Raw genomic sequence first — 17,660 nt, forward strand, 5'->3', positions numbered from 1 at the left:
GTCCCCGCAGAACCGGCCGCAGGCCACCCGTCACGTCTCGGTGCGGTACATCAGATCCACCTCGTACGTCCGGAACCCCAGCCGCTCGTACACCGCCACGGCCGCCCGGTTGTCGGCATCGACGTACAGCATCGCCGTGGGCACCCGCTCCGCGGCCAGATGCCGCAGCCCGATGACGGTGAGCGCCTTGCCGAGCCCGCCCCCCTGCGCCCCCGGCCGCACCCCGAGCACGTACACCTCTCCGAGCTGCTCCTCGGCATGGACCTTGGTCCAGTGGAACCCGATGAGCTCGTCGTCCCGGAAGGCGAGGAAGAAGCCCCGCGGATCGAACCAGGGCTGGCTCATCCGGTCGTCGAGGTCCCGCTGCGTCAGCGAACCCTGCTCGGGATGGTGGGCGAACGCCGCGGAGTTGACGGCGAGCCAGGCCGCGTCGTCCTGCCCGGGCACGAAGGTGCGCACGACGACCCCTTCCGGCAGCACCGGCGCACCGAACCCCGCATCAGCATCCGCCCGGCCCGCCCGACCCGGCTGGGCCGATTCCGCCCCGTCCTCCAACGACCGCCGCATCTGCCGCAGTTCACGGAACAGCGTCAGTCCGAGCACCTGCGCGAGATGCCGGGCGGCGGAGTGTCCCCCGTGCGCCCACACCCGCAGCCGCTTCCCGGACGCGCCCAGCAGCGCCGTACCCAGCACCCGTCCGTGCCCGTGCCCGCGGTACGCCGGCCGGATGACGAGTTCACCGGCCGGCGCCTCCACCGGATCGGTGTCCTCCAGCTGCGCGTAGCCGGCGAGCCGCCCGTCGACCCGCAGCAGCAGATGGGAGACGCCCTCCCGCGCCCCGCCGCGCAGTTGCAGCCGCCCCTGCTCGGACACCGCCTGCCGCCCGTCCGCGTGCGCGGCCTCGGCGAGCAGGTCCAGGACATCCGACGCCTGGTCAGGGCTGAGTACGGCATGGGTCTCGACGGCCCGGGAGGAGGGGCCCGGACCCGCAGTGTCGTCGCTGGTCATGCGTACGAGCGTAAGCGGAGCCTCCCGCACCCACCCGACGGGCAAAGGCACGGCAAAGGAGACATCGGGAATTAACCACGAACCATCTACCGCGCTACGCGCGTTGACCCTAGGCTGCGCCGGAACGCCGACACCGACAGCAGACTCACAGGGGGGCGCATGCCAGCCACTTCCACCCATCCGCACCATCCCCACCAGCCGCATCAGCCGGCCACCGCACGCCGTGCACGCCGTACGCGCGGTGCGCGGCTGTTCGCCACGGCGGCGGCGCTGGCCACCGTCGCGGCCCTGTCCGCCGCCCTCCCGGCGAACGCCCACGACAACGGTCACGGCGGCGGCCACGCCCCCGGCAAGGGCCACGGCGGTCACGCTCCCGCCCGTTACCAGGACGTCCAGCTCCTCTCCTTCAACGACCTGCACGGCAACCTGGAGCCCCCGTCCGGCTCGTCCGGCCGCGTCACCGAGCTCCAGGCGGACGGCACGACGAAGACGGTCGACGCGGGCGGCGTCGAGTATCTGGCCACGCATCTGCGCGAGGCGCGCAAGGGCCACCCGTACTCGATCACCGCGGCCGGCGGCGACATGGTCGGCGCGTCCCCGCTGCTCTCGGGCCTGTTCCACGACGAGCCGACCATCGAGGCGCTCAACGAGCTGAAGCTGGACGTCACGTCCGTCGGCAACCACGAGTTCGACGAGGGCGCGCGGGAACTGGCCCGCCTCCAGAACGGCGGCTGCCACCCCACCGACGGCTGCTACACCCCCGACGGCTTCGAGGGTGCGGACTTCCCCTACCTGGCGGCCAACGTCCTCGACGAGAAGACCGGCAAGCCGATCCTCAAGCCGTACTGGGTGTGGAAGAAGAACGGCGTCAAGATCGGCTTCATCGGCGTCACCCTGGAGGGCACGCCGAACATCGTCTCCGCGGACGGCGTGAAGGGCCTCGCCTTCAAGGACGAGGCCGAGACGATCAACAAGTACGCCAAGGTGCTGGAGAAGCAGGGCGTGAAGTCGATCGTCGCCCTGATCCACGAGGGCGGCCAGCCGGCGTCGGCGTCGTACAACTACGACTGCGACTCGCCGGGCGCGGGCGACGGCATCTCGGGCCCGATCGTCGACATCGCCAAGAACGTCACCCCGCAGGTCGACGCGCTGGTGACGGGCCACACCCACCAGGCGTACGTCTGCTCGATCGACGACCCGGCGGGCAACCCGCGCATGGTCACCTCGGCCGCGTCCTTCGGCCGCCTCTACACGGACACCACGCTGACCTACGACCGCCGTACGGGTGACATCGCGCGTACGGCCGTGAAGTCGGCCAACCGGGTGGTCACCCGGGACGTGCCCAAGGCGGCCGACCTCACCGAGCTGATCGCCAGGTGGAACACCCTCGCCGCCCCCATCGGCAACCGCGCCATCGGCTACATCTCCGCCGACATCGACAACACCGGCAGCGAGTCCCCGCTGGGCGACCTGATCGCCGACGCGCAGCTGGCGTACGGCAAGGAGCTGGACCCGGAGACCGACCTCGCCCTGATGAACCCCGGCGGCATCCGGGCCGGGCTGACCTACGCGGCCAAGGGCGCCGAGGGCGACGGCGTGGTCACGTACGCCGAGGGCTTCACCGTGCAGCCCTTCGCCAACACGGTCAACCTCCAGGACTTCACCGGCGCCCAGGTCGTCCAGGTGCTCAAGGAGCAGGTCAGCGGCAGCAACGCGGCGTCCCCGAAGATCCTGCAGATCTCCTCGGGCCTGACGTACACGCTCGACCTCACCAAGTCGGGCGCGGACCGGGTCGTCACCGACTCCATCAAGCTGAACGGCGCCCCGATCGACCCGGCGGCCACCTACCGCGTCGCGACGAACAGCTTCCTCGCGGGCGGCGGCGACGGCTTCACCACGCTGGGCCTCGGCACCGGCGACCTCGTCGGCACCGACGACCTGACGGCCCTCGCGGAGTACCTGACGGCCAACTCGTCGGCCGCGGCCCCGATCGCACCTCCGGCGGCGAACCGGATCACGATCGTGCAGTAGCACCAGGCAGCGCGGCGCTGCCCGTGACATCAGGGCCCTGCCCGTACGGCATCCGTACGGGCAGGGCCCTCTCTTTGCTGCCATCAATTCTGTGTAAAGGCGTAGATGGTTCCGGCGATCGCCTGAAAATGCTTTCAGGCGTATTTCATCGAGGTCTTAGCGGATTTGGCTTTTCCGGGTTCCGGGGTGACGTAATGTTTTCGATGTCGGAAGCGAACGAAGCGAAAGCGAAGATCGCGAAGACGAAAACCACAGCAAACCCAGGAAATCCAAAGGAGAAACCCATGAGCTTCCACAAGATCGTCCCCGTCAAGAAGCACCACAAGGCCGCCGCCCCGGCCCCGAAGCCCGCCGCCAAGAAGACCGTGAAGAAGGCCGCCCCGAAGCGCCGCCCGGTCGCGCACCAGGGCTGACCCAGGCCGCGAGGCGGGGCCGACGGGCCCGGCGGTGCACTGCCACCGCCGCCCGATGGCCCCGCCTCGGCCATGCCCAAAAGTACCCGAACGTGCGGGAAAGGAAGCCGCAGCCATGAGGGAAGCGCTCGTCGCCTTCCGCCGTTTCTGGCCGCTGACCAGGGGCGACCGCAGATGGCTCGTGACGATCGTCGCGTGCGTGGTGGTGTCCGCGCTCGCCGAGACCGCCGCGATCCTGCTGTTCGCCCAGCTCACCGACCACGCCCTGAAGGCCGGCTCACTGTCCGCGTTCTGGGGCCCGGCGGCGGCCTGGCTGGGCGTCGCGGCACTGGGCGCGCTCGTCGGCTACCTCGGCAATTCCCTCGCCACCTGGACCGCCGAGCGTTTCGTCCTGCGCCTGCGGGCCGGAGTGTTCCGGCACGTCCAGGATCTTCCACCCCATTTCTTCCAGCGGCACCGCCGGGGCGACCTCGTCGAGCGCCTCACCGGAGACGTGGAGGCCATTGAACAAATGGTGGTGTCAGGCGTCGTAGCCACGATATCGGCGGCTTTCTCGGCCGTCTTCTACGCCTGCGCCGCCTTCTGGCTCCGCTGGGACCTGGCCCTGGCCACCTTCGTCCTGGCCCCTCTCTTCCTGATCGCCGCGCGCCGCTTCTCCGGCCGTATCCGGTCGGCGTCACGGGACGAGCGGGTGGCGGACGGCGCGATCACCTCCGTCGTCGAGGAGTCACTGGGCAACATCGTGATGACCCAGGCGTACAACCGCGCCCGGGACGAGGAGAAGCGGCTGGACACCGAGGCCCGCGCATGGCTGCGGGCGAGCGTGCGCGGGGCACGGCTCGGCGAACTGTACGAGCAGTTCGTCGAGGTGGTGGAGACGCTGTGCGTACTGACGGTGATCGGCCTCGGAGTGTGGGAGATCTCGGCCGGCCGCATGACGCTGGGCCAGCTCCTCGCCTTCGCCGCCTTCATCGGCTACCTCTACCCGCCGGTCCGCAGCCTCGGCCAGCTCGGCCTCACGGTCACCGCGGCCACGGCGGGCGCCGAACGCATCGGCGAGATCCTGGACGCGCGGCCGTCGGTGACGGACCCGGCGGACCCGGTGGCCCCCTGGCCGGTGCGCGGCTGGGTCAGCTGCCACGACGTCTCCTTCCGCTACCCCGGCGCCTCCCACGCCTCCCTCCGCGACGTGACCTGCACGGCCGCCCCGGGCGAACTGCTCCTGGTGACGGGCCCGAGCGGAGCCGGCAAGTCGACCCTGGCGAAGCTCCTGACCCGCTTCTACGACCCCTCGGCCGGGGCGATCCGCCTGGACGGCGTGCCCCTGCACGACCTCCCCCTCGACTTCGTCCGCACGCACATCACCCTCCTCCCCCAGGAGACCCACGTCCTCACCGGCACGATCCGCGAGAACATCGCGTGCGGACGCCCGGACGCGACCGACGCGGAGATCGAGCAAGCGGCCCGGTCCGCGGCGGCCCACGACTTCATCACCGCCCTCCCCGACGGCTACGACACCCCCGTGGCCCCCGGCACGGCGGCCCTGTCGGGCGGCCAGCTCAAGCGCGTCGCGATAGCCCGCGCCATGCTCCGGAACGCCCCCGTCCTCATCCTCGACGAGCCGACGGCAGGCCTGGACTCGGTTTCCGCCCGCCAGATCATGGCCCCGCTGCGCCGCCTGATGTCGGGCCGTACGACCATCATGATCACCCACGACCTGAGCCTGGCCCCCGACGCGGACCGCATCCTGGTGGTCGACGGAGGCCGTCTGGTGGAGGAAGGCACCCACGAGTCCCTGATGACCCGCAACGGCGTCTACGCCCGCCTGGCCTCACCTTCCCTCCCGCGCACGGCGGTGCCCCCCGTCCTGCCGGAGGACACGATGATCCTCAGGTGGTAGAGCCCCCGCCCTCGCCCCCGCGCAGGCTGTACCCCAGCCCGCGCACGGTATGGATGAGCCGGGACTCGCCCTGGCACTCCAGCTTCCGCCGCAGATACATCACATACACGTCGAGCGTGTTGGACGACGGTTCGAGGTCGAGCCCCCAGACGTCCCGCAGGATCGTCCGCCGACTGAGCACCTTGCCGGGATGCCGCAGCAGATAGGCGAGCAGGGCGAACTCGGTTCTCGTCAGGTCCAGCACCCGCACGCCCCGGGTGACGGCACGCGTGACCGGGTCGAGAACGACGTCCTGGAACCCCAGCAGCCCCCCGCCCGGACCGCTCGCCTCCTCCGGTGCCGCCCGCTGCGGACTGCGCCGGAGCAGGGCCCGCACCCGTGCGAGCAGCTCCTCCGCGGCGAACGGCTTGGCGAGGTAGTCGTCGGCGCCGTTGTCGAGGGCGACGATGCGGTCGCCGACGGCGTTGCGGCCGGTGAGCATGAGGATCGGCACGGTGCACCCGGAGGCCCGCAGCCGCCGGGTCGCGGCGAGCCCGTCGAGGCCGGGCATGGTGACGTCCATCAGCACGAGATCGGGCTCACCGCCGGGCCCGCCGATGACCTCGAGCGCCCCCCGCCCGTCCCCGACGAGCACGGTCGCGTACCCCTCGAACCTCAGCAGCCGCCCGACTCCGTCCCGTATGTCGGCATCGTCGTCGGCCAGCAGAATCGTCCTCACCATTCCTTAAAAATGTGACGACGGGCTGTGCCGAGCCTGGCACCGGGATGTGCGTGAGCTGGGGAGCAAAGGGCGGCCTCGCCGGTCAGAGGACGACCAGATCGATGGCGTTGATCACCACGGCCCGGTCGAGCTTCGTGGCAGGTTTCGTGAGCAGCAATGCGCACGTGCATCGACTGATCCGGGCCGACAGCCCCGGCGTCAGCGGCGACGGCAGAGGAACTCGCCGTGGGTGGGGCTGAGGGACGTGTGCGAGACGATGTCGAAGCCTGCTCGTTCCAGCATGCCTTCCAGGATCCAGGAGTAGGTGGAGAACTCCTCCCGGACGTGGGTCTCGAAGTCGGTCCGGGTGAACCCCTGATTCTCCGGGCTGGCCACGGAGTCGATCCACTGCTGGAGTCGTTCCGCCGCGTCGGCCGGAGGGAAGCCGAAGACGACGTCCCACAGGTAGAAGGTGCCGCCCGGCCGCAGCAGGGCCGCCGCGTCGAGGAGCGCCTGCTGCTTCCAGAAGTCCGGGAGCTGGTGCAGTGCCGCCTTGGTGGTGACCACGTCCGCGGGTGCCGCCCGGTGCGCGTAGTCCAGGAAACCGGCGCGGTGCCAGTACGCGTGCACGTCGGCCCGATCCGCCCTGGCCCGGGCGAAGGCGAGCATCTCCGCCGAGACGTCGACGCCGTGTGCCTCGGCCCCGCGGCGGGCCGCCTGGACCACCAGGGAACCCGTGCCGCAGGCGAGGTCGACGAGGCGGGTGCCCGCGCCGACGCCGAGACGGTCGAGCAGGGCGTCGTCGGCGCCCGGGTCGGTGCCCTGATTGCGGTCGTAGGCGGCCACCGCTTCCGGAGTGCCCAGGTCGACGCCCACGGGCTCGTACTCGCGGAAGAGCCAGGCGGGGCGTGGGCGGGTGGTGTCGGTGTCGGTGTGAGGCATGCCCCGTTTGTAGGGTCCGGGCAGGACCCAGGGCAACAGCCACATCTCGCCACACCCCTGGGATTCACCCGGACCGTGGCTGTGCCCGACCGCCTCACGGCTCTGCTCCGGTCGACGGTCCATGGATCAGGTCAAGAAGGAGGCGAGTGATCACACCTTCAGATGATGTCTGCCTGATTTTCTTGATTTCTGCCGTTTGTCTTCGTCAGGGTGATCTCGTGGCTGAGAGGCGATCGACTGATTCCCGGGGAGCGAGGCGGCTATGGTCGTGAGGACGGCGCGTCGAAGGAAGGCATCGGTCATGGCTGCTCACGCTGCGAACTCCGCTCCGACCATCCCCCCCATGCCCGAGCGGACTCCTCAGGCGCTGCGCGAGGCCATCGCCGAGCACACTCCCGACCTTCTTCCGGACTTCGACTCGCACTGGAAGTGGGCGATCGCCGACGCCTACGACATCGGTCCGGTGCCGGCATTCATGGCCCGCTGGTGGGGTGAGTACGCCCTCGCCCGAGACGCCGAGCTGGACGCGCATGTTCGTGATCTCGAACGCAGGGCCGCGTACGAGTGCACCGACGTCGCCGAAGCCAAAGCTCTGCTTGAAGAGGCGGCGAAGATTCACCACCGGGTCCGAGAACTGGAGCCCGGCGAGTGACTGAGGGGTTCATGGGGCCGCCCTGGCAGATGGACTGGCGGACTGATGCTCGCGTCTCTTTCGAGGCACTGCCCGACTACGCTCGTGAGATCGTGCTCGCCGCGCGCGCGGAACTGGTGACGGCGAAAGACCCGTACTTCCGCGGCATCGATGCTGACGCAGGGCTCCCCGAGGGCATGAGGGTCGTGCCGGGCCGGTCCACTGATCCGGGCGGCCGCCACATCTGCTTCTTCGACAGCGGATACGGCTGGCTGAAGTACAGCTTCGTCCGCCGAACCGAAGATCCGCAGATCGTGGTCGAAGAGTTCTTCTGGCAAGAAGCCGAACCTATTGCGCCGTTTCCGGCGGAGCCGTAGGCGCTCCCGGCAGTCGTACCGTCGCCAGGGTGCCGCCGCCCTCCGCGCGGGTCAGGGACACCTCGCCGCCCGACTGCTGGATCGTGCGGGCCACGATGGACAGGCCCAGGCCGGAGCCGGGGAGGGCGCGGGCCGAGGGGGAGCGCCAGAAGCGGTCGAAGACGTGGGGGAGTTCGTCGGCGGGGATGCCGGGGCCGTGGTCGCGGACCGTGAGGACGCCATCCGTCAGCCGGACCTCGATCGTGCCGCTCTCGGGGCTGAACTTCACCGCGTTGTCGAGGATGTTGACCACCGCCCGTTCCAGCGCCGCCGGTTCCGCGCGGGTGTACCAGGGTTCGAGTGCCGCCGTGATCGTCAGTTCCGGGCCGCGCAGGCGGGCTCGGCGCAGGGCGGACTCCACCGTGTCCTCGAAGGAGATCACCTGGGCGCGTTCGCCGCGCTGGGCCTCCGAGCGGGACAGTTCCTGAAGGTCGCCGATCAGGGAGGCCAGTTCCGTCATCTGCGCCTTGACGGAGGCGAGGAGTGCCTTGCGGTCTTCCGCCGGGATGGGGCGGCCGATCTCCTCGCTGCGGGTGAGGAGTTCGATGTTGGTGCGCAGGGAGGTGAGCGGGGTGCGGAGTTCGTGGCCGGCGTCCGCGATGAGCTGCTGCTGCAACTCGCGGGAGCTGGCGAGGGACGCGGTCATCGAGTTGAAGGAGCGTGACAGACGGGCGATCTCGTCCTCGCTGTCCTCCTCCACCGGGATGCGGATGTCCAGGTCCTCGGTGCGGGCCACGTGCTCGACGGCCTCGGTGAGCTTGTCCACCGGGCGCAGACCGGCGCGGGCGACCGCGAGACCGGCGGCGCCGGCGCCGAGGACTCCGATGCCGGAGACGATGAGGAGGATCAGGGCGAGGTCGTTGAGGGTGTTCTGGGTTCCCTTGAGGGACATGGCCACGACGAAGGCTGTACCGGAAACGGCACCTGTCTTCTCGGTCACCGACAGTCCGAGCGGGACGGTCAGGACCCGTACGGGGGTGCCCTGAGAGTCCGTGCCGTTGCGGACCACGGCGCTGCTGCTGTCAGTGTTCGCGGCGATCTTCTTGTCGCCCTCGGTGATCCTGATCCTGCCGATCGAGTTCTCCAGCACGCAGACCGTTCCGGCCTCCGTGATCGCCTCCGAATAGGCATCGCGGAAGCTGCCGAAGGGAGCCGTCTGCGGTGTGGTGGTGCAGTTGCTGAAGGCGCTGACGATCTCGTTCTGCGGACCGCGCCTCTCCGATTGCGCCACCGCCTGCGCCGCCGCTTTCCGGAGGTCGCTGTTCACCTGGTCGTACAGTTTCCCCTGCACGATGAACCAGCAGGTCACCGAGACCGCCGCCACCGCGAAGGCCACGGCGGCGGCGACCAGCATCGCCAGCCGCGCCCGGATGGGCAGCGTGCGGAAGCGGTGGGCCAGTCGTTTCACTCGGCGCCGCCCTGGCGCAGTACGTAGCCCACGCCGCGCACCGTGTGGACCAGGCGGGGCTCGCCGCCCGCCTCGGTCTTGCGGCGCAGGTACATGACGTAGACGTCGAGGGAGTTCGACGACGGTTCGAAGTCGAAGCCCCAGACCGCCTTGAGGATCTGCTCGCGGGTCAGGACCTGGCGCGGGTGCGCCATGAACATCTCCAGCAGGGTGAACTCCGTGCGGGTCAGCTCCACCTGCCGGCTGCCCCGGGTGACCTCCCGCGTCGCCAGGTCCATCCGCAGGTCCGCGAAGGTCAGCGCGTCGTCGTCCTGCGTGGCGCCGACGACCGTCGCGGCGTAGGAGCTGCGGCGCAGCAGCGCGCGGATGCGGGCGAACAGCTCGTCCAGTTCGAACGGCTTGACCAGGTAGTCGTCGGCCCCGGCGTCCAGACCCGTGACCCGGTCGCCCACCGTGTCCCGTGCCGTCAGCATCAGGATCGGGGTCATGTCGCCCGCGCCGCGGATCCGGCGGGCGGCGGTCAGGCCGTCCATGCGGGGCATCTGGATGTCGAGGACGACCAGGTCGGGCTGGTAGGCGGTGGCCTTCTCCAGGGCGTCCGCGCCGTCCACGGCGACCTTCGTGTCGTATCCCTCGAAGGCGAGGCTGCGCTGGAGTGCTTCGCGGACCGCCGGTTCGTCGTCGACGATCAGGATGCGCTGGGGGTCACGGTCGCCTTCGGCGGGGCTCATGGGTGTCGGGTTCCTCTGGTGCGGTCGGTGACGGGGCGGGGTGCGGCTACGGGTGCTGGGCCGACGGGTCCGGCGTGTTCAGCGTCGCATGTTCCCGGTCCGGTCATGAAGCGAGGAAGGCGGTGCGTCCGGTCAGGCGGCCCGGGACGGGGCGTAGTGGCGGGAGCGGGCCTTGGTGCGGCGGGTGGTGCCCAGCGACGTGGGCGGCGTGGTCGCCACCTCGGGGGCGCGGCCCGCCGGGGTGTGGAGGCCGTACGCGACCTCCAGGGCGAGGGTGAAGTCGGCGGCGCCCGCGCCGGCCGGGACGTGGGAGATCCGCTGGATCGGGACGGTGGTGCGGGACGTGCTCATGTCGTGCTCCTTGCCGGAGTGGGCGTGTGCCGGAGTAGGTGCGGGCCGGGTCGTCGCGTCAGTTGGTGGAACCCGACCGCAGGGTGGCCAGGTCGGACTTGACGGTGTTGATCGGGATGGCGAAGCCGAGGCCCACGCTGCCCGCGTCCGAGGACGACGAGGAGCTCGAACCGGACGAGTACATCGCCGAGTTGATGCCGACGATGTTGCCGTTCATGTCGATCAGCGCGCCGCCGGAGTTGCCGGGGTTGAGCGAGGCGTCGGTCTGGAGGGCCTTGTACGTCGTCGTGGACGAGCCGGTGTCGCCGTTGAACTGCCGACCGCCGAACTGGAACGGCCAGTTGCCGTCGCCGCCCTGGTTCTGGCCCTGGTTCTCGTCGGTCGACACGGTCACGTCACGGTTCAGCGCGGAGACGATGCCGCTGGTGACGGTGCCGGTCAGGCCCTCGGGCGAGCCGATCGCCACGACCTCGTCGCCGACCTGGACCCCGCTGGAGTCGCCCAGCGAGGCCGCCTTCAGGCCCGAGGCGCTCTGCGCCTTGATCAGGGCGAGGTCCTTCTTGCTGTCGGTGCCGACGACCTCGGCGGTGTAGGACTTGCCGTCGCTGGTCTTCACCTTGATCGAGGACGCGCCGGAGATGACGTGGTTGTTGGTGACGATCTCACCACCGCTGGTGATGATCACACCGGCGCCGGTCGACGTGCCGTTGCTGAGCGTGGCGGTGACCTCGACGACGCTCGGGCTGACCGCGGCGGCGATCGCGGAGATCGAGCCCTTCTTGCTGGAGGGCACCACACTCGTGCTGGTGGAGCTGGTGGCGACCGTGCTCTTGCCGGTCAGCTCCTGGAAGGCGTACGCGGTGCCGCCGCCGACCGCCGCCGCCACGATCGCCACGGCGGCCAGCAGGGCTATCGGGCCCCGGGTGCGCTTCTTCGGGGCGCCGTCGGCGGCCGGGGGAGCGGGGAAGACGGCGGTGCCGTCACCGCCGTGGCCGGCGGTGGTGTCCTGACCGGTGCCCGCCGCGTACGCCGGCTGCATGCCCTGCGCCGGGTGCGCCGACGGCGGTGCCTGCGCCGGCCGGCCCGGCCACGGAGCCGCGCCCTGCTCGGCGGCGAGCGGCTCGGCGGTGAACGGTTCGCCGCTGAACGGCTCTGCCGGGCCGTACGCCGGCGGGGGCGGCCACTCCGGGTCCACGGCGGAGGCGGAGTGCTGCTGCTGGGGGTACGTCGGCTGCGGGGCCATGGTGGTGCCCTGCGTGCCGTCACCCCGGGGGGACTCGTACGCGCCGCTGCGGCGGAAGCTCTCGGTCATGTCAAAAAGCATGTCCCGCGACCATGAGAGCCAGCTGAGTGCCCGCTGAGAAGCCCGGCAGAACCTCGTATGCCCGATATAAAGACGCCCTCGCGGTCTGCGGCGCGGCTCTCAGACTTCTCTCAGCGAACGCCGGGCAGCGCCCGGGACCCGCTCACTCGCACCCGCACGACCGCCGTACCGTCAGCCGGGACGGGAACACCTTCAGCCGCTCCCGCCGTGAGCCCGCGACGCGCAGCCCGTCGTCCAGGACGAGGTCCACCGCCGCCCGCGCCATCGCCGAGCGGTCCGAGGCGACCGTCGTCAGCGGCGGGTCGGCCAGCGCGGCCTCCTTGATGTCGTCGAAGCCCGCCACCGCCAGCTCGCCGGGCACGTCGATGCGCAGTTCGCGCGCCGCCCGCAGCAGACCGATGGCCTGGTCGTCGGTGGAGCAGAAGAACGCCGGCGGGCGGTCGGGTCCCGCCAGGACCTCCAGCGCCACCTGGTAGGCGTCGTAGCGGTTGTACGGAGCCTCGTACAGCCGGCCCTCGGTGCTGATCCCCGCCTCGGCCATGGCGCGCCGCCAGCCCTCGACGTGGTCGGAGACCGGGTCGCCCACGGCGGGGGTCTCGGCGGTGCCGCCCATGCAGGCCACGTAGGGGTAGCCGTGCTCCAGCAGATGCCGTACGGCGAGCTGGGCGCCGCCCAGGTCGTCCGTCACGACGGCCACGTCGTCGATGGCCTCCGGCCGCTCGTGGAGCAGCACCACCCGGGCGTCCCAGGCGTCGATCTCGGCGGCCGCGAGATCGTTCAGCGCGTGCGAGACGAGGATGAGGCCCGAGACCCGCATTCCGAGGAATGCGCGCAGGTAATGGACCTCGCGTTCGCCGATGTAGTCGGAATTGCCGACGAGGACCATTTTCCCGCGCTCGGACGCGGCCTGCTCGACCGCGTGGGCCATTTCCCCGAAGAACGGCTGGCGGGCGTCCGGCACGATCAGTCCTATGAGATCCGTACGCCGGGACGCCATCGCCTGGGCGACGCGGTCGGGCCGGTACCCCAGTTCCTTGATCGCGGCGAGGACACGCTCGCGCGTGGCCGGTGCGACCGGCCGGGGTCCGTTGTTGATGACATAGCTGACCACGGCGGTAGAGGTCCCCGCCAGCCGCGCCACATCGTCCCGAGTCACCTTGGCCACGCGCGGAGTCTACGCGGAGAGACCCGCGCTGGGCAGGGCGTATCAAAAACGTGAGACGCGCCCGCCGCGCGATGCGCAGCGCCCCGCACGACCGCGCGCGATGACGCGCGGTCGTGCGGGGCGCTGCCAGGTGCCGCCGGGTACCGCTGGGGTACCGCCGGGTGGTGCGAGGTGCTGCCGGGTGGTGCGGGGTGCCGGTCGGGCTCGGCGCCGGTCGGACGTCGTCAGACGTCGGCGGAGACCTCGGCGCCGACCACGGCGGCCGAGTCGCCCGCGCCGCCGGTGCCGGTCCCGGCGCCGGACTGGACCGCGGCCGCCTTGGCCTTCGCCTCCTCGGCCGCGCCCGCGCCGCCCTTCTCCGGGGTGACGAACCGGTAGCCCACGTTGCGTACCGTCCCGATGAGGGACTCGTGCTCCGGGCCGAGCTTGGCCCGCAGCCGCCGTACGTGCACGTCGACCGTCCGGGTGCCGCCGAAGTAGTCGTAGCCCCAGACCTCCTGGAGCAGCTGGGCCCGGGTGAACACGCGGCCGGGGTGCTGCGCGAGGTACTTCAGGAGCTCGAACTCCTTGAAGGTCAGGTCCAGCACCCGGCCCTTGAGCTTCGCGGAGTACGTCGCCTCGTCGACCGACAGGTCGCCGTTGCGGATCTCCATCGGGGAGTCGTCGTTGACGATCTGCTGGCGGCCCATGGCCAGCCTCAGCCGTGCCTCCACCTCGGCGGGGCCCGCCGTGTCGAGGAGCACGTCGTCGATGCCCCAGTCGGCGGTGACCGCGGCGAGGCCGCCCTCGGTCACGACGAGGATGAGCGGGCAGCCGGGGCCCGTGGAACGCAGCAGCTGGCACAGGCTGCGCACCTGGGGGAGGTCACGCCGGCCGTCGATCAGGATGACGTCGGCGCCCGGGGTGTCGACGAGGGCGGGGCCTTCGGCGGGAGCCACACGCACGCTGTGCAGCAGCAGGCCGAGAGCCGGCAGGACCTCCGTCGACGGCTGAAGGGCGTTGGTCAGGAGCAGCAGAGAACTCATACGTCGTTTTCCTCCTCGGTCCCTGCGAGGACGTTTGCGGTACTGCTCTGCGATCCCGGGGCCCCGTACACCTGCGGTTACCCGCTTCGTATACAACGCTTCCGAAAGCACAAAAGGACCCGGGGGCTTCGCTGCCCGAGTCCTCTGCACAGCAGAATAGCCCACATGAGCAACGGTCCGGCAGGTCATGTGGCACGTTCCACCATTCGTCCGAACTCCGAGACGAGCAGACGCGCACCATTGCGGACGTTTCTGCACACCACCGACGGGATTTCGATCGATTCCGTATACGATCCCGCCTCCGCTGTATACGACGCCTCCGCGCCATCTTCCCGTGACCTGGCGTTCGTCGTCGCCCACGGGTTCACCGGCGACGCCGACCGGCCGCAGGTGCGCCGGGTCGCCCAGGTGCTCGCCGCCTACGGGGCCGTGGTGACCTTCTCCTTCCGGGGGCACGGCGCCTCCGGCGGCCTGTCGACCGTCGGCGACCGCGAGGTCCTCGACCTGGAGGCCGCCGTCAGCTGGGCCCGGGACCTGGGGCACACCCGCATCGTGACCGTCGGCTTCTCGATGGGCGGCTCCGTCGTACTGCGGCACGCCGCGCTGCACCCCGCGGGCGTGGCCGCCGTGGTCTCGGTCAGCGCCCCGGCCCGCTGGTACTACCGGGGCACCGCGCCCATGCGGCGGCTGCACTGGCTGGTGACCCGGCCGGAGGGGCGGCTCGTCGGCCGCTACGGCTTCCGCACCCGTATCGACCGCCGGGAGTGGGACCCGGTGCCGCTGTCGCCGGTGCAGGCGGTGCCCCGGATCGCACCGGTGCCGCTGCTCGTCGTGCACGGCGACCAGGACGGCTACTTCCCCCTCGACCACCCCCGCAGCCTCGCCGAGGCGGCCGGTGACCACGGCGAACTCTGGGTGGAGCCCGGCATGGGCCACGCCGAGAACGCGGTCGGCGACGACCTGCTGCGCCGTATAGGGGACTGGGCGGTGTCCCGGGAGGGCTAGCCTGGGGTGTTCACAGCCACCGGCACATCGGCATCGATCACGACGAGGGACCCTGGGGACGAGATGGCAAAGGTCACGGTGCGTTATTGGGCCGCCGCCAAGGCCGCGGCCGGGGTCGCCGAGGAACCCCACGAGGCCGCCACGCTCGCCGAGGCGCTCGACTCCGCGCGCGAGCGTCACCCCGGCGAACTGGTGCGGGTCCTGCAACGGTGCTCGTTCCTCGTCGACAGCGCTCCCGTGGGGACGCGCGGACATGAGACGGTACGGCTGGCCGAGGGCGGCACGGTCGAAGTGCTCCCGCCGTTCGCAGGAGGATGACGAGACCGATGACCGACCAGCCTCAGCAGCCCCACGGGCAGCAGCCTCACCAGCAGGGGTACGAGGGGTACGACCCGTACGCCGGGCAGTACGGGACCCGGCAGCAGTACGGCGGCCCGCAGCAACAGGAGTGGCCCGCGGCGCAGCAGCCTCACCAGCATCAGCAGCCTCAGCCGCACCCCCAGCAGGCCTACCAGCAGTCCTACGAGGACCCGCTGCAGCAGACGCAGCAGTGGCAGGGCCAGACCTGGGAGACCCAGCTCCAGGCCCCGGTACAGACCGCGCCCACCCCCGCCCCGGCGCCCATGCCCGCCCCCGCCGTCCAGCCACCGGCGCGGACGGCTCCCGCGGCATCCACGCCGTCCGCGCCAGCCGCGCCGTCCGCGGCATCCGGCGAGTCGGCCTACGGTCCCGCCACCCTCGGCGGCAACGCCCGCGTCACCGACGCCCAGCGCGCCCGCCTCGAGGGCCGCTCCCCGATCATCGAGCCCGGCATCCAGCCCGCGGCGCTCACCGCGCTGCTGGGCCTGCTGCTCGCGGGCGCGGCGACCGTCGGCTCGTACGCGCTGGTCGTGCCGCTGGTCCTGCTCCAGGCCGTCACGGCGGCGGGCTGGTTCCGGCTGAACGGCATGTGGCCCGCCCGGCAGGGCATCGCCCTCGCCTTCCTCGGCGCGCTCGTCGCGGACGCGGCCGTGCTGACGGCGGGCCGCTCGCACGGGCCCGCCGCGATCCTCGGCACCCTGGGCGTGTGGGTCCTGCTCTCCCTCGTACTGAACCTGCGCTCGCACGCCGACCCCGACACCCGGATGTACGGCCTGATGGCGGGCGTCGCCTCCGCCGCCCTGGCGATCGTCGCGGGCGGCTATCTGGCGGCCGTTCCGGACGCCGTCACCGTCGGCGCCGCCGCGGTCGCCGTGGCGATCGTCGTACGGGCCCTGCCGCTGCCGACCGTGCTCTCGGTCGTGGTGGCGCTGCTCGCCGGGGCGGGCGCGGGCTACGCGGTGGGTGGCATGACGGACCTCGGCGGCCAGGGCGCCGTACTGGGCGCCGCCGCGGCGCTCTTCGCGTGCGTCGGCCACCGGGTCGCGAGCTACGACTACCCCTCCCGCTTCGTCCACTTCACCGCGGGCGTGGCCCTGCCGCTGACGGCGGCGGCGCCGGCGGTGTGGATCCTGGGACGGGTACTGGGCTAGGTACCGGACGGAGGGCCGCGATCCGCCGCGTGCCACGAGCGGTGCGCCGTGCGCCGCGCGCCGTGTTCCAGGTGTGGTGTGCACGCGTCTGTGTCACAGGTGATCGACAATCCGTCGGCCGTCGGCGTGTTCAGGGCTAGAGTCACGCTCGGCGGCCTTCCGCGATCCGGCGGTCCGTCACATCGGCGGACCGCCGGTCCGTCAGCCCGAGTCCGCTGATCCGTCAGACCGTCGAGGTGGGGGAACCCCGAACATGCGCGCACTGCGAATACTCCTGGTCGTCGTCGTGATCCTGGGAGGGCTGTTCGTCGTCGTGGACCGGGTCGCGGTGTACTTCGCCGAGGGCCAGGCCGCGGACAAGCTCCGGACCACGGAGAACCTCGCCGCCACCCCCGACGTGTCCATCAAGGGCTTCCCGTTCCTCACCCAGGTCGCGTCCGGCTCGCTGGACGACATCGAGGTCGGGATCAAGGACTACCAGGCGTCCACGGGCAAGGATGGCCGGACCATCCGCATCGACGACCTCAAGGCCGACATGAAGGGCGTCGACTTCTCCGGCGACTACAGCTCCGCCACGGCGTCCACGGCGACGGGGTCGGCGATGATCTCGTACGACGAGCTGCTGAAGACCGCCAAGTCCGAGACCACCCAGGTCGCCCCGGGTGTCACCGCCCGCGTGATCGGCCTCTCCGACGGCGGCAACGGCAAGATCAAGGTCGCCGTCGAGGCGGAGATCCTCGGCAAGAAGCTGCCCGACCCGGTCTACGTGCTCAGCACCGTCACCGCCAAGGGCGACATCGTGCGGGTGCACGCGGACGCGCTGCCCAAGTTCGGCGGCGTGTCGCTCGCCGAGAGCCGGATCCGGTCCATCACCGACTTCGACCAGACGGTCGACGGGCTGCCCGGCGGTATCCAGCTGGACAAGGTCGAGGCGGCGAAGACCGGGGTGGAGATCACGGTGAAGGGTTCGAACGTCAAGCTCGCCGGGTAGGTGCCCCGTGCGCGCGGGCACGGCGCGGGAGCCCGGCCGCTCGGTCTCCGGCTCGCCGGCCGCCGGCCCTGGGCCCTGGTTCCGCACACCGGGCTGTCCGCGCACCGA

18 protein-coding genes are annotated in these 17,660 nt (G+C 71.1%); 9 read left to right on the top strand and 9 right to left on the bottom strand.

What is annotated here, in order from left to right; genetic code table 11:
* Positions 1-30: 30 nt before the first annotated feature.
* Positions 31-1,008 (bottom strand): mycothiol synthase, encoded by a 978-nt coding sequence (gene mshD / locus ABZ862_RS32660; protein ID WP_360966175.1) that lies wholly within the window; start codon positions 1,006-1,008, stop codon positions 31-33.
* A gap of 159 nt (positions 1,009-1,167) precedes the next feature.
* On the opposite strand from mshD, the gene ABZ862_RS32665 reads away from it, so the two are divergent.
* From ABZ862_RS32665 to ABZ862_RS32675, 3 genes are all read left to right on the top strand, one after another.
* Positions 1,168-3,039 carry a bifunctional metallophosphatase/5'-nucleotidase gene (locus ABZ862_RS32665; RefSeq protein WP_360966178.1) on the top strand — a complete coding sequence of 624 codons (1,872 nt, stop codon included), beginning with the start codon at positions 1,168-1,170 and terminating at the stop codon, positions 3,037-3,039.
* A gap of 284 nt (positions 3,040-3,323) precedes the next feature.
* A complete protein-coding gene (locus ABZ862_RS32670) occupies positions 3,324-3,452 on the top strand; it encodes a hypothetical protein (protein WP_360966181.1) in 129 nt (42 codons plus the stop codon).
* A 115-nt stretch (positions 3,453-3,567) separates the two neighbouring features.
* Positions 3,568-5,352: an ABC transporter ATP-binding protein gene (locus ABZ862_RS32675; protein ID WP_360966184.1), complete on the top strand. Its 1,785-nt coding sequence runs from the start codon at positions 3,568-3,570 to the stop codon at positions 5,350-5,352.
* Here the strand turns inward: ABZ862_RS32675 and ABZ862_RS32680 are convergent.
* Together ABZ862_RS32680 and ABZ862_RS32685 are read right to left on the bottom strand one after the other, a co-directional pair.
* Positions 5,342-6,073, bottom strand: coding sequence for a response regulator transcription factor (locus ABZ862_RS32680; RefSeq protein ID WP_360966187.1), 732 nt, complete (start codon positions 6,071-6,073; stop codon positions 5,342-5,344). The genes ABZ862_RS32675 and ABZ862_RS32680 overlap by 11 nt on opposite strands.
* Before the next feature lie 198 nt (positions 6,074-6,271).
* Complete coding sequence (locus ABZ862_RS32685) at positions 6,272-6,994, bottom strand: methyltransferase domain-containing protein (protein ID WP_360966190.1); 723 nt, start codon at positions 6,992-6,994, stop codon at positions 6,272-6,274.
* 301 nt (positions 6,995-7,295) lie between these two features.
* Between ABZ862_RS32685 and ABZ862_RS32690 the strand changes: the two genes are divergently transcribed.
* Positions 7,296-7,646, top strand: coding sequence for a hypothetical protein (locus ABZ862_RS32690; RefSeq protein WP_360966193.1), 351 nt, complete (start codon positions 7,296-7,298; stop codon positions 7,644-7,646).
* Positions 7,643-8,002: a hypothetical protein gene (locus tag ABZ862_RS32695; protein WP_360966196.1), complete on the top strand. Its 360-nt coding sequence runs from the start codon at positions 7,643-7,645 to the stop codon at positions 8,000-8,002. The genes ABZ862_RS32690 and ABZ862_RS32695 overlap by 4 nt, the downstream gene beginning before the upstream one ends.
* On the opposite strand, the gene ABZ862_RS32700 is transcribed toward ABZ862_RS32695, so the two are convergent.
* From ABZ862_RS32700 to ABZ862_RS32725, 6 genes are all read right to left on the bottom strand, one after another.
* Positions 7,974-9,449, bottom strand: coding sequence for a HAMP domain-containing sensor histidine kinase (locus ABZ862_RS32700; RefSeq protein ID WP_360966199.1), 1,476 nt, complete (start codon positions 9,447-9,449; stop codon positions 7,974-7,976). The genes ABZ862_RS32695 and ABZ862_RS32700 overlap by 29 nt on opposite strands.
* Positions 9,446-10,180 carry a response regulator transcription factor gene (locus ABZ862_RS32705; RefSeq protein WP_360966202.1) on the bottom strand — a complete coding sequence of 245 codons (735 nt, stop codon included), beginning with the start codon at positions 10,178-10,180 and terminating at the stop codon, positions 9,446-9,448. The genes ABZ862_RS32700 and ABZ862_RS32705 overlap by 4 nt, the downstream gene beginning before the upstream one ends.
* A 132-nt stretch (positions 10,181-10,312) precedes the next feature.
* On the bottom strand, positions 10,313-10,531 hold the full coding sequence (locus tag ABZ862_RS32710) for a hypothetical protein (protein WP_360966205.1): 219 nt from the start codon (positions 10,529-10,531) through the stop codon (positions 10,313-10,315).
* 58 nt (positions 10,532-10,589) lie between these two features.
* Positions 10,590-11,843, bottom strand: a complete 1,254-nt coding sequence (locus ABZ862_RS32715) for a trypsin-like peptidase domain-containing protein (protein ID WP_360966208.1) — start codon at positions 11,841-11,843, stop codon at positions 10,590-10,592.
* A 154-nt stretch (positions 11,844-11,997) separates the two neighbouring features.
* A complete protein-coding gene (locus ABZ862_RS32720; RefSeq protein WP_360966211.1) occupies positions 11,998-13,020 on the bottom strand; it encodes a LacI family DNA-binding transcriptional regulator in 1,023 nt (340 codons plus the stop codon).
* A gap of 224 nt (positions 13,021-13,244) precedes the next feature.
* Complete coding sequence (locus tag ABZ862_RS32725) at positions 13,245-14,045, bottom strand: response regulator transcription factor (protein ID WP_360966214.1); 801 nt, start codon at positions 14,043-14,045, stop codon at positions 13,245-13,247.
* A 165-nt stretch (positions 14,046-14,210) separates the two neighbouring features.
* On the opposite strand from ABZ862_RS32725, the gene ABZ862_RS32730 reads away from it, so the two are divergent.
* The 4 genes from ABZ862_RS32730 to ABZ862_RS32745 all read left to right on the top strand — a co-directional run bounded on the left by ABZ862_RS32730 (position 14,211) and on the right by ABZ862_RS32745 (position 17,552).
* Complete coding sequence (locus ABZ862_RS32730) at positions 14,211-15,050, top strand: alpha/beta fold hydrolase (protein ID WP_360966217.1); 840 nt, start codon at positions 14,211-14,213, stop codon at positions 15,048-15,050.
* Positions 15,051-15,113: 63 nt separating this feature from the next.
* Positions 15,114-15,368, top strand: a complete 255-nt coding sequence (locus ABZ862_RS32735) for a MoaD/ThiS family protein (protein ID WP_360966220.1) — start codon at positions 15,114-15,116, stop codon at positions 15,366-15,368.
* Between the two features lie 8 nt (positions 15,369-15,376).
* Positions 15,377-16,561, top strand: coding sequence for a hypothetical protein (locus ABZ862_RS32740; RefSeq protein WP_360966223.1), 1,185 nt, complete (start codon positions 15,377-15,379; stop codon positions 16,559-16,561).
* 253 nt (positions 16,562-16,814) lie between these two features.
* Complete coding sequence (locus ABZ862_RS32745) at positions 16,815-17,552, top strand: DUF2993 domain-containing protein (protein ID WP_360966226.1); 738 nt, start codon at positions 16,815-16,817, stop codon at positions 17,550-17,552.
* The last annotated feature ends 108 nt before the right edge of the window (positions 17,553-17,660 follow it).

The sequence above is a fragment of the Streptomyces sp. NPDC047000 genome (assembly GCF_040644295.1).
Lineage (GTDB): Bacteria > Actinomycetota > Actinomycetes > Streptomycetales > Streptomycetaceae > Streptomyces.

Coding starts and splice junctions, on each gene's coding strand:
- ABZ862_RS32680 (WP_360966187.1), bottom strand. CDS start 6,073: ATGGTGAGGACGATTCTGCTGGCCGACGACGATGCCGACATACGGGAC.
- ABZ862_RS32740 (WP_360966223.1), top strand. CDS start 15,377: ATGACCGACCAGCCTCAGCAGCCCCACGGGCAGCAGCCTCACCAGCAG.
- ABZ862_RS32735 (WP_360966220.1), top strand. CDS start 15,114: ATGGCAAAGGTCACGGTGCGTTATTGGGCCGCCGCCAAGGCCGCGGCC.
- ABZ862_RS32730 (WP_360966217.1), top strand. CDS start 14,211: ATGAGCAACGGTCCGGCAGGTCATGTGGCACGTTCCACCATTCGTCCG.
- ABZ862_RS32710 (WP_360966205.1), bottom strand. CDS start 10,531: ATGAGCACGTCCCGCACCACCGTCCCGATCCAGCGGATCTCCCACGTC.
- ABZ862_RS32670 (WP_360966181.1), top strand. CDS start 3,324: ATGAGCTTCCACAAGATCGTCCCCGTCAAGAAGCACCACAAGGCCGCC.
- ABZ862_RS32745 (WP_360966226.1), top strand. CDS start 16,815: ATGCGCGCACTGCGAATACTCCTGGTCGTCGTCGTGATCCTGGGAGGG.
- ABZ862_RS32725 (WP_360966214.1), bottom strand. CDS start 14,045: ATGAGTTCTCTGCTGCTCCTGACCAACGCCCTTCAGCCGTCGACGGAG.
- mshD (WP_360966175.1), bottom strand. CDS start 1,008: ATGACCAGCGACGACACTGCGGGTCCGGGCCCCTCCTCCCGGGCCGTC.
- ABZ862_RS32665 (WP_360966178.1), top strand. CDS start 1,168: ATGCCAGCCACTTCCACCCATCCGCACCATCCCCACCAGCCGCATCAG.
- ABZ862_RS32705 (WP_360966202.1), bottom strand. CDS start 10,180: ATGAGCCCCGCCGAAGGCGACCGTGACCCCCAGCGCATCCTGATCGTC.
- ABZ862_RS32675 (WP_360966184.1), top strand. CDS start 3,568: ATGAGGGAAGCGCTCGTCGCCTTCCGCCGTTTCTGGCCGCTGACCAGG.
- ABZ862_RS32685 (WP_360966190.1), bottom strand. CDS start 6,994: ATGCCTCACACCGACACCGACACCACCCGCCCACGCCCCGCCTGGCTC.
- ABZ862_RS32690 (WP_360966193.1), top strand. CDS start 7,296: ATGGCTGCTCACGCTGCGAACTCCGCTCCGACCATCCCCCCCATGCCC.
- ABZ862_RS32715 (WP_360966208.1), bottom strand. CDS start 11,843: ATGACCGAGAGCTTCCGCCGCAGCGGCGCGTACGAGTCCCCCCGGGGT.